General features: G+C 72.4%; 11 protein-coding genes. 5 read left to right on the forward strand and 6 right to left on the reverse strand.

Going from position 1 to position 12,075, the window contains the following annotated elements; genetic code table 11:
• Nucleotides 1–24 precede the first annotated feature (24 nt).
• Genes ACT54X_RS06265 through ACT54X_RS06275 form a run of 3 tightly spaced genes read right to left on the reverse strand, consistent with a single transcriptional unit; the run spans nucleotide 25 to nucleotide 4,335 of the window.
• Nucleotides 25–1,062 carry a Bug family tripartite tricarboxylate transporter substrate binding protein gene (locus ACT54X_RS06265; protein ID WP_294365451.1) on the reverse strand — a complete coding sequence of 346 codons (1,038 nt, stop codon included), beginning with the start codon at nucleotides 1,060–1,062 and terminating at the stop codon, nucleotides 25–27.
• Nucleotides 1,063–1,103: 41 nt separating this feature from the next.
• On the reverse strand, nucleotides 1,104–3,269 hold the full coding sequence (locus ACT54X_RS06270; RefSeq protein WP_294365453.1) for an acetate--CoA ligase family protein: 2,166 nt from the start codon (nucleotides 3,267–3,269) through the stop codon (nucleotides 1,104–1,106).
• A 13-nt stretch (nucleotides 3,270–3,282) separates the two neighbouring features.
• A complete protein-coding gene (locus tag ACT54X_RS06275) occupies nucleotides 3,283–4,335 on the reverse strand; it encodes a porin (RefSeq protein ID WP_294365455.1) in 1,053 nt (350 codons plus the stop codon).
• Between the two features lie 242 nt (nucleotides 4,336–4,577).
• Between ACT54X_RS06275 and ACT54X_RS06280 the strand changes: the two genes are divergently transcribed.
• Nucleotides 4,578–5,186, forward strand: coding sequence for a Crp/Fnr family transcriptional regulator (locus tag ACT54X_RS06280; protein WP_294365456.1), 609 nt, complete (start codon nucleotides 4,578–4,580; stop codon nucleotides 5,184–5,186).
• Between the two features lie 100 nt (nucleotides 5,187–5,286).
• Here ACT54X_RS06280 and ACT54X_RS06285 read toward each other — a convergent pair whose 3' ends face one another.
• The 3 genes from ACT54X_RS06285 to ACT54X_RS06295 are packed head-to-tail and all read right to left on the reverse strand — an operon-like array spanning nucleotide 5,287 to nucleotide 8,791.
• Nucleotides 5,287–6,531 (reverse strand): class I SAM-dependent methyltransferase, encoded by a 1,245-nt coding sequence (locus tag ACT54X_RS06285; protein ID WP_476345590.1) that lies wholly within the window; start codon nucleotides 6,529–6,531, stop codon nucleotides 5,287–5,289.
• Nucleotides 6,528–7,409, reverse strand: coding sequence for a DUF1365 domain-containing protein (locus ACT54X_RS06290; RefSeq protein WP_476345592.1), 882 nt, complete (start codon nucleotides 7,407–7,409; stop codon nucleotides 6,528–6,530). The genes ACT54X_RS06285 and ACT54X_RS06290 overlap by 4 nt, the downstream gene beginning before the upstream one ends.
• Nucleotides 7,406–8,791 carry an NAD(P)/FAD-dependent oxidoreductase gene (locus tag ACT54X_RS06295; protein WP_476345594.1) on the reverse strand — a complete coding sequence of 462 codons (1,386 nt, stop codon included), beginning with the start codon at nucleotides 8,789–8,791 and terminating at the stop codon, nucleotides 7,406–7,408. The genes ACT54X_RS06290 and ACT54X_RS06295 overlap by 4 nt, the downstream gene beginning before the upstream one ends.
• A gap of 83 nt (nucleotides 8,792–8,874) precedes the next feature.
• Here ACT54X_RS06295 and ACT54X_RS06300 point away from each other — a divergent pair, with 83 nt between their 5' ends.
• The 4 genes from ACT54X_RS06300 to ACT54X_RS06315 all read left to right on the forward strand — a co-directional run bounded on the left by ACT54X_RS06300 (nucleotide 8,875) and on the right by ACT54X_RS06315 (nucleotide 11,928).
• On the forward strand, nucleotides 8,875–9,570 hold the full coding sequence (locus ACT54X_RS06300) for a sigma-70 family RNA polymerase sigma factor (RefSeq protein WP_476345596.1): 696 nt from the start codon (nucleotides 8,875–8,877) through the stop codon (nucleotides 9,568–9,570).
• Nucleotides 9,567–10,247, forward strand: a complete 681-nt coding sequence (locus tag ACT54X_RS06305) for a ChrR family anti-sigma-E factor (RefSeq protein ID WP_476345598.1) — start codon at nucleotides 9,567–9,569, stop codon at nucleotides 10,245–10,247. Before ACT54X_RS06300 ends, ACT54X_RS06305 begins: the two co-directional genes overlap by 4 nt.
• 224 nt (nucleotides 10,248–10,471) lie before the next feature.
• A complete protein-coding gene (locus ACT54X_RS06310; RefSeq protein ID WP_234191784.1) occupies nucleotides 10,472–10,978 on the forward strand; it encodes a sigma-70 family RNA polymerase sigma factor in 507 nt (168 codons plus the stop codon).
• Nucleotides 10,975–11,928 (forward strand): FecR domain-containing protein, encoded by a 954-nt coding sequence (locus tag ACT54X_RS06315; RefSeq protein ID WP_294365481.1) that lies wholly within the window; start codon nucleotides 10,975–10,977, stop codon nucleotides 11,926–11,928. Before ACT54X_RS06310 ends, ACT54X_RS06315 begins: the two co-directional genes overlap by 4 nt.
• Nucleotides 11,929–12,075: the final 147 nt, after the last annotated feature.

The raw sequence follows: 12,075 nt of genomic DNA on the forward strand, positions 1-12,075 counted from the left end.
GATGCAAAGGGGTTGATGGGTGGCTCAGTCCAGCCGCGCGCCGGTGGCTTCGACCAGGCGCATCGACACGGGCAGGAAGCGGCGGTAGCTGTCGGCCGCCTGCGCCGGCAGGTTGCCGATGGGCTCGGCGCCGAGGGCGGCGATGCGGGCGCGCAGTGCGGGGTTCTGGAGCGCGGCCTGGACCTCCCGGCCCAGCCGCTCGACCACCGCGTCGGGCACCCGGGCGGGCGCCATCAGCGAGATGGGGCCGGTCAGCGCATAGACCTCGTCCGTGAAGCCCTGCTCGGCGAAGGTGGGCACCTCGGGCAGCACCTGCGCGCGCGTGGTGCCGGCGGTGGCAACCGCACGCAGCCGGCCCGCCTGGATGTAGGGCGCCAGCGTGGTGGTCGAGCCCACGGTCATCTGGACCGTGCCGGCCACGAGGTCCATGGCCATCGGCGCCTCGCCCTTGTAGGCCACGTGCAGCGTGTGCAGGCCGTAGTGCCGGTCCATGAAGACCTGGATCTGGTGCGGCTGCGTGCCGGCGCCCCAGGAGCCCATGGCGAAGCGTCCCGGCTGGGCACGGATGCGCTCGATCAGCCCGGCGAAGTCGCGCGCCTGCACCGACGGATGCACCGCCAGCACCGTGCGGGGCGTCGCCACGTCCGAGACCATGCGCAGATCCGTGCGCGGGTCGTAGGGCAGACGCTTGTAGAGCACCAGGTTGGCGGCGATCGGTCCTGGCACGGTCAGCAGCAGCGTGAGGCCGTCGGGCGCACTCTTGGCTACCGCATCGGTGCCGATGATGCCGCCCGCGCCGGCGCGGTTCTCCACGATCACGGGCTGGCCCAGGCGGGGCGACAGTGCCTCGGCCAGGAGCCGGGCCAACGTGTCCGTGGAGCCGCCGGGCGCGTACTGCACCACGATGCGCAGCGCACGGCTGGGCCAGCCGTCGGTGGCCGGGGTGGAGGCCTGCGTCGTGCGCAGCGGCAGTGCGCCCGCGGCCAGGGCGGACAGGCCCGCCAGAAGGCGTCGCCGTCCGGCATCGGCGGTCTGCGCGCCATCCGCCGACCGGTTGCGCATGCCTGCGGCGCCAGCAGATGGCGAAGGGCGCGTCGGGCCGTTCATGCCTGGCCTTTCGTGCCGATGGCATGCGCGGCGCCGGCCGCGGGCGGTGACGGCGACCGGCCGACCACGAGGGCATCCACCGCCACGCAGCCGCCTTCGCTTCTCGGGCGGACGATCAGCGGATTGATCTCGGCGCTCTCCAGCGTGTCGCCGGCCCGGCGGGCCAGATCGGCCAGGGCGCACAGGGTGTCGGCCAGGCCGTCCAGGTCGGCCGGCGGCCGGCCGCGCGCGCCGTCGAGCACGGCGAAGGCGCGCAGCTCGCGCACCATCGCCAGTGCCTCCTCACGGTCCACCGGCAGCACCCGAACGGCCACGTCGCGCAGCAGCTCGGCATGGATGCCGCCCAGGCCGACGAGCAGCACCGGCCCGAAGACCGGATCCTGTCGCACGCCGGCGATGCATTCGGTGCCGCCTTGCACCATGCGCGCCACCAGGGCGCCGTCCCGCGTCGCATCGGGGCGGCGCTGCGCCACGCGGGCCTGCAGTTCGCGGTAGGCGGCCTGGACGGCGGCGGCGCCCTCCAGCCCCAGCATCACGCCGCCGGCCTCGGTCTTGTGCGGCAGGTCGGCGCTGACCACCTTCAGGGCCACGGTGCCGCCCACCGACTGCGCGGCATCGGCCGCCTCCGCCGCGCCGTGCACCCAGCGGTGCGCGACCACCGGCACGCCGCATTCGGCCAGCAGCCCCAGGGCGGCCGGCTCGCTCAGGGCGCCCGGCGCCAGGCGGATCGGCGCCCCGCGCGAGGCGGGCTCGGTCACCACACGCGGTGCCTGCCCGGCGAGGCGGGCGATGGTGCGGATGCCGTCGGACGGATCGGCGAAGACCAGGCAGCGCATGGCCTCGAGCTCGGCCCGGCGCGCAGCCGGCATCAGCGTGCTGATGGCCAGCAGGGTGTCGGGGAAGGCCTCGCGCAGCGAGGCGACCAACGAGCGCAGCACCGGCCAGAACGCCTCGGACGCGCCGGCCGCTGCGAGGAAGCCCATCCACGACGCGAAGCCCTGGTCCTCCAGCATGAGGCGCGCGCTGCGCTCCATCAGGGTGAAGTCGTTGGTCACCTGGCCCGTGATGTCCACGGGATTGCGCGGTGCCGCGAAGGGCACCCATTCGCGCAGCGTGGCCTGGGCCTGGGGGCTGAGGGGGCGTACGTCCAGGCCCTGGGCGTGCGCGGCGTCGGCCATCAGCGCGCCCACGCCGCCCGACAGGGTGAACAGGCCCAGGCTGCGGTTGCGCGGCCGGCCGGCCACGGCCGCGCTGTGGGCCAGGTCGAAGAACTCGGTGAGCGTGTGGGCGCGCATCACGCCATGGCGGCGCATCACGGCCTCGTACACCGCGTCGTCGCCGGCCAGCGCGGCGGTGTGCGAGACCGCGGCCTCGGCGCCCAGCGCGGTCTGGCCGACCTTGACCATGACCACCGGCTTGCCCGCCGCCTGCGCCAGGGCCAGGGCCTCGCGCAGCCGCTCGCCGTCGCGGCAGCCTTCCATGTAGCCCATGATCACGTCGGTGCCGGGGTCGCGGGCCAGCCAGGCCAGGCAGTCGGCGAACTGCACGTCGGCCTCGTTGCCGGTGGTGGCCCACAGCGACAGGCCCACGCCCCGCTCACGCGCCATGGCATAGGCATAGGCACCGAAGGCGCCGGACTGGCTCACCAGCCCGATGCGGCCCGGCGCGACCCGTCCCACGCCGGGCGCGGGCGAGAAGGTGGCGTAGACCTGGTTTCGCAGGTTCATGAAGCCCAGGCAGTTGGGGCCCACGAGCCGGATGCCGGCCTCGCGCACGCGCCGGCCGAGCCGCGCCTGCGCGGCAACGCCGTCGCCGCCGATCTCGGCATAGCCCGACGAGAACAGCACCAGCCCGCGCACGCCGGCCGCGATGGCGTCTTCCACCGCGTCCTCGACGCGGGCGGCGGGCACCGACAGGATGGCCAGGTCCACCGGCGCGCCGATGGACTGCAGGCTGGCATGGGCGTGCAGGCCCTGGACCTGGTCGGTGGTCGGATTGACCGCATAGAGGCGGCCTTCGTAGCCGAAGCGCCGCAGGTAGTCCACCGGGATGCCGCCGATCTTCTGCGGGTTGGCCGAGGCGCCGACCACGGCGATCGCGCGCGGGTTGAAGAGGGCGGAGAGGCTGTCGAGCCGGCTCTGGAGGGAGTGCAGGGTGTCCATGGGGAAAGCAGGCTCAGAAGTTGTGCCGGATGCCGGCGGCCAGCACGCGCACTGCGTCGCCGCTGTTGGCGGCCACCGTGACACCGGCCAGCGTGGCCGAGGCGTCGGCATGGTTGCCCAGGCCCAGCCAGCGGGCGTAGAGCGTGGTCCGCCGGCTGAGGTGGTGGTCGTAGCCCAGCGTCCAGCCCAGCTGGCGGCGCGCGCTGTCGTCCACCCGGCGGTCCACCGCCTCGACCATCAGCTGCGACATCGCGGTGAAGCTGTAGCGCGCGCCCAGGCTGGTCAACCGGGCCTGCGGCACGCCCGCCAGGCTGGAGCGCACACGCACGTGGTTGGCGTACAGGTCGAGGTCGCCGAGCTTGTAGGTGGCGCTCAGCGCCTGGTAGGTGGTGCGGGGCGGATCGGCCAGGGGCGCGGTGGCGCTGCCTCCATGCGCGCGCTGGAAGGCATAGGCCAGCGTCAGCCGCTCGCCCGTCCAGCCCGCCGCGGCGCCCTCGAACTGGCCGCTGCGCCGGCTGGCCTGCGCGGCTTCGCCGAAGCCGAAGGCCGCATCGAGCCAGAAGCCGTCGCCCTGCGGCGTCCGGTAGCGCACCATGTTGCTGGCCCGCCCGGCGAAGGCCTGCGCGCCCGGCTGCGCGTCGGTCGCCGCCACCAGGTTGAGCGGGGAGAACACGGCGTTGAGGCCGTAGGGATCGGCCCGGAACAGCGTGTAGAACATCGGCGTGTACATGCGCCCCAGGTCCACCTGGCCCCAGGCGCCGGCCAGGCTCACGAAGGACTGGCGCGTGAAGCTCAGCTCCGGGCCGGGCAGGTTGCCCAGGCCGGTGTCGGGCGAGATGCCGCTTTCGAGCACGAAGCCGGCGCGCAGCCCGCCGCCCAGGTCCTCGGTGCCGCGAAAACCCAGGCGCGAGGCGGTGTGGCCGCCGTCCTGCATCCGCGTCCACGAGCTGCTGCCGCTGCGGGCGTGGGCCACGTACAGGTCCACCGTGCCGTACATCGTGACGCCTTGCGCCCACGCGCCGGCGCCCGCCGCCAGCCCGAGGCCGGCTGCCAGGAAAGTCTTCATGCTTGCTTGTCTCCGTGGGGCCGTCCGGCCCTTGTCGTGGTTTGAACGGGTTCCACGATAGGCAGGCGAAAGCCCAAAATCTGTCAATCCACCGACACAAATACGGAGAGCACCCCCTGGCGAACCCGAAGACGGGCTCCATCCGGCCGGCCTCGCAGGCGGCGCTCATCGAGCGCGGTCTGCGCTGGTGCGAGCTGTTTTCCACCTGGCCGGCGCACTGCCTCCAGCGGCTGATCCCGGCCGTGCGGCTGCGGCGCTACCGTCGTGGTGCGCAGGTGCTGGGGCATGACAGCGCGCGGCGCGAACTGCTGGTCGTGGTGTCGGGCAGCCTGGAGGTGGCCGCGGTCAACGAGTCCGGCCGGCGCTATGTCAACTCACTGCTGGGACCGCGCCATGTGGTCCCGCTGGTGCGCTTGCTCGACGACGTGCCGCTGAGCTATGGCTACGACGCGCACGAGGATTCGGTGGTGCTGCACATCCCGGCCGACGCCGTGATCGAGGTGCTGGACGCCGACCCGGGCCTGTGGCGCGAGGTGGCGCGGCTGGCGCTGTACCGGCAGCGGCTGAGCGTGGGCTCGCTGCGCGCGCAGATGGTGGGCTCGATCCAGCGACGGCTGGCGGCCACCCTGCTGAACATGGAGATGGGCTACCACCTGTCGGGGCAACCCGCCCGCGAGGGCCTCCTGCAGGTGTCGCAGGCCGACCTGGCCGCGATGCTCGGCCTGTCGCGCCAGACGATCAACAAGGAACTCGCCCACCTGCGCGGCCTGGGCCTGGTCGACTACGGGGGAGGCTACAAGCGCCTGCGCATCGTCGATCTGGCGGCCCTGCAGCGGCTTGTCGAGACCTGAGAAGGTCTGACCGAAGCCGCCATGGCCGCTCGGCCGCGCCGGTTTCATTCACACCCTCCGAGGGCGCAGCCTGGCGCGGCGCACGCCCCCGCGCCGCTGCTCAGCGGCCGTGCTCGAAGACGTACAGCCCGACGTCGATCCGTCCCTCGCGGAAGCCCGCCTCGCAATAGGCCAGGTAGTACTCCCACAGGCGGTGGAAGCGTTCGTCGAAACCGAGCGGCTGGATCGACGCCCATTGCGCCATGAAGCGGCGGCGCCATTCGGCCAGAGTCAGCGCATAGCTGTGGCCGAAGCGCTGCACCTCGGCCAGCTTCAGGCCCACCCGCTCGCCCTGCTCGCGCATGAGGGTGGGCGTGGGCAGCATGCCGCCCGGGAAAATGAAGCGCTGGATGAAGTCGGCACCGGCGCGGTAGCGCGCGAAGGCCGATTCGTCGATGGTGATCGCCTGGACGACGACGCGGCCGCCGGCCGCCAGCCGGTTCTTCAGCACCTGGAAATAGGTCGGCCACCAGGCCTCGCCCACGGCCTCGATCATCTCGATGGAGACGATGCGGTCGAACTGGCCCTGCACGTCCCGGTAGTCCTGCAGCCGAAGGTCGACGCGCTCGTGCAGGCCGGCCTGCGCCGCGCGGTCCTGGGCGCAGCGCAGCTGCTCGGTGGACAGCGTGAGGCCGGTGACGCGGGCACCGGCCTGGGCTATCTGGCGCGCCAGGCCGCCCCAGCCGCAGCCGATCTCCAGGACCGACTGCTCGGGCGCCACGTCGAGCAGCTCGACGATGCGACCGAGCTTGCGGGCCTGTGCGGCTTCGAGCGTCTCGTGATCGTCGGCGTAGATGGCGCTGGAGTACTGCAGGCCCGGGTCGAGCCAGCGTTCGTAGAAGGCGTTGCCCAGGTCGTAGTGGAAAGCGATGTTGTCGCGGCTGCCCGCGCGACTGTTGTCGCGGCGCAGATGGGCCAGCCGGGCCAGCCACCGGGCCGGCCGCATGCCGTCGATGGCGCCTTGCCATGCGGCCTCGTTGGCGGCGCCGAGTTCCAGCACGGCCAGCAGGTCGGGCGTGGACCATTCGCCTTCACGATAGGCAATGGCCAGCCCCAGGTCGCCCTGCGCCAGCAGCCGCAGCAGCGGACGCCAGCGGTGCAGCCGGATCAGCGCCTGCGGACCGGGCAGCGTGCCCCGCGCCTCAAGACGCTCGCCGTGCGGCAGTTGCACGATCAGGTGCCCGGCCTTCAGCTGCCGCAGCAGGGGCCGGATGCAGCGCCGTGCCAGCAGCGCCGCCAGCAGGCCGGGCCGTCGCGAGTCGGGCGGCGGTGTCAGGTCGCAGGAGGGATCGAGGGGAGCGGTCATGGCGTGGGACGCAAGGTGGCGGACGGGCCGGAGGGCAGGGCCGGGGACTCTGCCGGCGACACGGTAACCGGATTCTGGGGAGGCGCCGGCCTGGCCACCAGGCCGACGCCCTTGAGCCACAGCCGCAGCGCCTCCCAGTGGATCGCGCCGATCACCTTGAGCGTGAGCAGCGGGTGGCTGAAGAAGGCCCGCAGCAGTGCGGCGTCGCCCAGCGGACGCGCTTGCGCGTCCAGCCGCGCCACCAGCAGCGGGCCCTGGGCGTCCACCGCATCCACGCCCACCTCCAGCCGGCCGTCGGCGCCGGCAGCGGTCTCGGGCGGACGGATGCGGAAGCGGTAGTGCATGTCCAGCCCAAGGAAGGGCGAGACGTACAGCTGCTTGTCGCAGCGCTGCTCGATGACACCGGCGTGGTCCGCCGCGACGGGCAGCAGGTAGCTGTGGCGCTGGCCGAAGGTGTTGTTGACCTCGTAGAGGATGGCCTGCAGGCCGCCCGTCGGCGCATCGCAGAAGTACACGCTCAGCGGATTGAAGGCATAGCCGAGGATGCGCGGCATGGTCAGCAGGCGGATGCGCCCGCCCGTCGGCAGGCCGGCGGCCTGCAACTGCTGCTCCACGTGCGCGCGAGGCCCCTGCGCATCGCCGGCGCCGTAGTCCCGCCAGTGCAGGCTGAACAGGTTGAAGCGCCCGAGCGAAAAGAGCCGGCTGCGCGCCGCAAGGGCCGGCACGCGGTCGATGTCCAGCAGCAGCGAATACACGCGGTAGCCCAGCTGATGCCGCCGGGGCCGCAGGCGCTGGTGCATCACGCGGCCGAGGTACAGCGCCTGCCCGTCGCCCTGTGCGGCGTCGTGCGCGCCAGCAGCCACCGGACGCCCGCTCACGCGGCCACCTCGGCCGGCCGGGCGCCGATGTGGATGCGGCCCGATTCGTTCGCGACCTGCCACGGCCGGCGTACGCCGCCCAGGGCCTCGGCCACGGCCAGTCCCGACTGCAGGCCGTCCTCGTGGAAGCCCGAGCCGAAGTAGGCGCCGCAGTACCACACGCGCCGCTGACCCTGGATCGACCAGAGTGCCCGTTGCGCCTCGATGGCCCGCGCGTCGAACAGCGGATGCTCGTAGACCTGCGTGCGGATCAGGTGATCGCCATGCGGTTCGACGATGGGATTGAGCGTGACGAACAGCGGCGTCTTCTCGTCGATGCCCTGCAGCCGGTTCATCCAGTAGGTGACACAGGGCGCGCCGTCGGGCTGGCGGCGGTCGGACAGGTAGTTCCAGCTCGACCAGACGGCGCGGCGCCGCGGCATCAGCGCCGGATCGCTGTGCAGCACGGTGTGATTGCGCGAATAGCGGAAGGCGCCCAGCAGGCGGCTCTCTTCTTCGCTCGGATCCTGCAGCATGCCCAGCGCCTGGTCCGCATGCGCGCCGACGACCACGGCATCGAAGCGCTCGGGCCACCAGCCGGCCGCCGTGCGCACCCAGGCACCTTCGTCATCGCGGCGCAGTGCGACGACCGGCTGGTCGAGGTGCATGCGTTCGCGAAAGCCGGCCGTCAGCCGCTGCACATAGGCCCGGCTGCCGCCCTTCACGGTGCGCCAGACGGGACGGCCGTTGACCTGCAGCAGATGATGGTTCTCGCAGAAGCGGATGAAGGCTTCGGTCGGGTAGCGGCCCACCTGCCCGGCGGGCGTGGACCAGATCGCCGCCGCCATCGGATAGAGGTGGTCCTCGCGGAAGGCGCGGCCGTAGCCATGGGCGTCCAGGAATTCCTCCAGCGGCTGCAGGCCGGCCTGGGCCGCGAGCGGCGGTGCCTCGCGGTAGAAGCGCATCAGGTCGCGCAGCATGGCCCAGAAGCGCGGGCGCAGCAGGTTGCGCGGCTGCGCGAACAGACCCTGCAGGTCGGTGCCGGCGTATTCGAGCGCGCCGCCGTCCTGGCTGACGGCGAAGGACATGTCCGAGGCCACCGTCGGCACCTCGAGGTGCGCGAACAGGGCGGTGAGATTGGGGTACGACGGCTCGTTGTAGACGATGAAGCCCGTGTCGACGGGCACATGGCCGCCGCCGGTGGCCGGCGCATCGACCGTGTGGCTGTGGCCGCCCGGGCGAGGCTCGCTTTCGAAGACCGTCACGCGGTGGCGCTGGTTGAGCAGCCAGGCGGCCGACAGGCCGGCGATGCCGCCGCCGACCACCGCGATGTTCAGCGGCGCATCCCCTGAGGCGACGGGCGCGGGCGGCAGGCCGGGGGCGACAGGGGTGGTCAGACTCATCGGAACTCCAGGGTGCATGCCGCCTATACGGCCGGCCGTGGATTTTGGATTCGTCCTGTCCTACAGGCGATGCAGCGGATGCCGTGATCCAATCCGCCGGCGGCAGCGTAAAGGCCTTCATCATGGAAGCCCGGTACCAGCCGTCGAACCTCCCCCCGCCACGGAAGCGTCTGCTGCCCGTGTCCATCGTGAACCTCGCCGACGCCCAAGCCGTACTCCCCACCTCCGCCGAGCTGTGCGACCTAGTCCGCGCGGTGGCGGAGCACCAGGACCGGACGGCCTTCGCGGTGCTCTTCAAGCACTTCGCGCCGCGCGTCAAGACCTATCTCATGCGTGCAGGGGCCGACCCGGATGCTGCCGAGGACCTCGCGCAGGAAACCATGGTGGCGCTCTGGCGCAAGGCCGCGCTCTTCGATGCGCGGCAGGCCGGCGTGTCGACCTGGGTCTTCACCATCGCGCGCAATCTGCGCGTGGACCGCTACCGCCGGCAGGGTGGGGCGGTGGAGGTGCTTTCGGCCGAGCAGGCCGACCTGGATTCCATGCCCGAGGATGCCCCCGCACCGGACGAGCGCCTGCACGCCCGCCGCTGCGAGCACCGGTTGCGCGAGGCGCTGCGGCGCCTTCCGCCCGATCAGGTGCGGGTGCTCCACCTGTCTTATTTCGAGGACCAGCCGCATGCGCGGATCGCCGACGAACTCGGCATCCCCCTGGGCACGGTCAAGTCGCGCGTGCGGCTGGCCGTGGCGCATCTGCGCAAGCTGCTGGACGGCCTGGCATGACGACGATCCGACATCACCCGACCGACGACATGTTGGTCGCACTTGCCGCGGGCACGCTGCCCGCCGGCCCGGCGGCCGTGCTGGCCTGCCATGTGGAAACCTGCCCGGCCTGTGCCGGGCGCCTGATGGACCTCGAAGCCCTGGGCGGCGCCCTGCTGGAGGAACTGCCGGATGCCGGCCTGGCGCCTGAGGCGCTGGCCCTCACGCTGGCCGCCATCGACGCGCCGGCGGCGACGCGTGTCACGCCGTCCCCTGCGCGGCGGGCGCGCGGTCACCGGCTCTCCCGTCCTGAGCTTCCGGCCGGCGCGCACTGGCCGCGTGCCCTGGACGTCTGCAGCGCCACGCCCTGGCGCTGGATCGGCCCTGGCATGCGGTGGAGCCGCCTGCACCTGCCGCAGGATCCGGCGGCCAACGTCTTCCTGCTGCGCATCGGCGCCGGCAAGTTCCTGCCGCCGCACACGCACAGCGAACTGGAACTGACCCAGGTGCTGTGGGGCAGCTTCCATGACGGCCGGGCCCTCTTCGGTCCGGGCGATTTCGATGCGGCGGATGGCGACATCCACCACCAGCCGGTGGTGCAGGCGGGCAGCGAATGCATCTGCCTCGCCTCGGTAGACGGCCGCGTGGTGTTCGACAGCTTCCTCGCGCGCACGCTGGGATCGCTCGTCGGCATGTGACCGGGCGGCACCGGCCGTCCGTTGGGGACGTGCCGGTCGCCGGGGCTCGGCGCTTTCGGCAGGTTCGCCACATCCAGCGGTCAGCTGGATGAAGATGAGAACCACTATCGTTTAAGATGGCGACTCTCCGACACTGCGTGGCAGGGCGGGGCGCGGTGGCCGTCGTGCCATGGCGTCCGTGGCCGGCCGCGCCATGCCCGCCGACCGTTCTCGCCTCGTTCCTCATGCCTGCCGTCTCCGACTCCGTGCAGCGCCACCTCGTGGGCGCGATGTATGTCGAACACCAGGGCTGGCTCCAGGGCTGGCTGCGCCGCAAGCTGGGCAATGCCTTCGACGCCGCCGACCTGACGCACGACACCTTCGTGCGGGTGCTCAGCCGCGACGACGCCCCCCACATCCGCGAGCCCCGCGCCTTCCTGGGCACCATCGCCCATGGCCTGATGGTCAACCTGCTGCGCCGGCGCAGCCTCGAAGCCGCCTATTTGGAGGCGCTGGCCTGCCATGGCGAGGCAGCCTCGCCGTCGCCGGAGGAGCGCGCGCTGGTCGTCGACGCGCTGGTGCAGATCGATGCGCTGCTCGACGGCCTGCCGGCCAAGGTGCGTCGCGCGTTCCTGCTGCTGCAACTCGAAGGCCTGACGCATGCCGAGATCGCCGCGCAACTCGGCGTCTCGGTCAGCTCGGTGCGGCAGTACATCGCGCGGGCCATGCAGAACTGCCTGCTGCTGCGATGACGCCCTCGCTCGACCCCGAGGTCGCGCGTGCGGCGGCGCTGTGGTTCTCCCGGGCCACCTCGGGCGAGTTCGCGGAATCCGACCGCGCGGCCTGGCTGGCCTGGCGGCGCAGCGATCCGGCCCATGAACAGGCCTGGGCGCAGGTGGAGGCGATCAGCCAGCGCTTCGGCCTGCTGCTGCCGGCAGCCGGCATGGCGGCGCTCGCACGCCCGCGCCCCGAGGCGCGCCGCCGGGCCCTGCGTGCCATCGCCGCATTGGGCGTGACGGGCGGTGCCGGCTGGCTCGCCTGGGAGCAGACGCCCTGGCGCGGCGAGCCCGGCCGCTACCAGACGGCCACCGGCGAGCGGCGCTCGCTCACGCTCGACGACGGCACCGCGCTGATGCTGAACACCGCCACGGAGGTAGCCGTCCACATCGACGGGCAACTGCGCCGCGTGACGCTGCGCCGGGGCGAAATCCAGGTCCGCACCGCGCACGACCCGCAGCAGCGGCCCTTCGTGGTGGCGACGCGCTTCGGCGAGCTGCGCCCCATCGGCACGCGCTTCGTTGTGCGGCAGGAGGACGAGGTCGTGCAACTGACCGTGCTGGAAGGCGCGGTTCAGGCGCAGCACACCACGGCCGCAGCCACGCCGCCGGTAAGGGTGGACGCCAGCCGCAGCGTCCGGCTGGACCGCCACGGCGTCGGCCCCGTGCAGCCCGCGCCGGAGAGCGCCGATGCCTGGACCCAGGGCCTGCTGATGGCCGATGGCATGCGGCTGGCGGACTTCACCGCCGAACTCTCGCGTTACCGCCCCGGGGTGCTGTCCTGTGACCCGGCCGTCGGCGCGCTGCGGTTGTCGGGCGCCTTTCCGCTGGACGACACCGACCGCGCCCTGGCGGCTGCCACGCGCGCGCTGCCGGTGCGGGTCCATCGCCTGACGCGCTGGTGGGTGCGCATCGGTCCCGCCTGATCGGGCCTGTGAAAGATTTTTTCGAGCGGGGCCTGTCACTTTCGGCGTTTCGATTGGCAAGGAGATGAACGACATCATCTCCAGGAGAAGCCCATGGCCCAGCGCCACCGCCGACCGCGCTCTTGCGCGCCCTCTCGATCCCTGCTT

The organism is Pseudacidovorax sp. DMC4, from assembly GCF_056314265.1.